Source organism: Porticoccus sp. GXU_MW_L64, assembly GCF_052983295.1.
Genome location: NZ_JBRKJK010000042.1, coordinates 1 through 1,220 on the forward strand (window position 1 = coordinate 1; position 1,220 = coordinate 1,220).

General features: G+C 50.2%; 1 protein-coding gene. It reads left to right on the forward strand.

Annotated elements, in window-relative coordinates; genetic code table 11:
* The first annotated feature begins 81 nt into the window (after nt 1-81).
* Entirely contained in the window at nt 82-1,206 is a 1,125-nt protein-coding gene (locus ACVBEJ_RS14530; RefSeq protein ID WP_447130355.1) for an ISAs1 family transposase, read from the forward strand.
* Nucleotides 1,207-1,220: the final 14 nt, after the last annotated feature.

Genomic DNA, 1,220 nt, shown 5'->3' on the forward strand with positions numbered 1-1,220 from the left:
CAGGGTCACCTCATCTAAATTTCTAACAAATCAGCCACTTGTGACGATAAGTCTGCTACTTTTGCAGAGGAGTCGTCCATTATGGCCTTACCGACAGAGCTCGAATCGTTTTTTGATGTGTTTGAACAGCTTGAAGACCCACGAGTTGATCGAACCAAACTCCACCCATTGCCGGAAATTCTATTGGTGACAGTCTGCGGTGTTGCCGCAGGCTGTGATGGCTGGGCAGATATAGAGTTATTTGCCAAACAGCGTCTGGACTTTCTGCGCAACTACAAACCATTTACACATGGTGTTCCCAGTGACGATACGTTAAGGCGCTTCTTTCGGGCGGTGAATCCGCAGCGATTTCAGGCGTTATTTTCCCAGTGGATAGGCCAGTGTTTGTCCCCATCTGGCTCAAATGAAACTATTGCCATTGATGGAAAAACCCTGCGTGGCAGTCGCGATGGTGGCGACAGGGCGCTGCACCTGGTCAGCGCTTACGCCAGTGAAGCCCGATTGGTATTGGGGCAATGCGCGGTAGATAAGAAATCCAATGAAATCACAGCTATCCCGCAGGTACTGGATGCCTTGGACATGACGGGTGCAACCATCACCATTGATGCCATGGGTTGCCAGCATAAAATTGCTAATCAGATTGTTGGGGCGGGCGGGCACTATGTACTTGGTCTTAAAGGCAACCAGGGTGCGCTTCATGACGATGTTGTGGCGTGGTTTGACTCCCCTCCCAAAGGGGCTTCACTGGAACAAGATGAGCAGACCGACAAAGGTCATGGGCGAGTGGAAGTTCGCAAAATATCCGTGTGCAAAGAGGTGTCCTGGTTGCACGAGCGCCATCCTCTCTGGAACAGTATAGGCAGTATTGTTCAGTTGGAATCGGAGCGGCATGTTGGCGATAAATGTTCGAGGGAAAAGCGTTATTACGTCGGCAGTTGCCAAGATAGTGCCCAAGAACTCTTAAAGGCCATACGCAGCCATTGGAGCGTTGAAAACAACCTGCATTGGGTGTTGGATATGAGCTTTGGGGAAGATCAAAGTCGCATCCGCAAAGGAAATGCACCGAACAATATTGCCGTAATACGCCATGCCGTTCTCAATGCCATCAATACGGTGAAGCCCAAGCGAACCAGCGTTAAGCAAATGAGAAAACTGGCTGGTTGGGACAATCAGACTCTTGTCAAGGTACTGGAGGCGCTAATTTAGATGAGGTGGCCCTG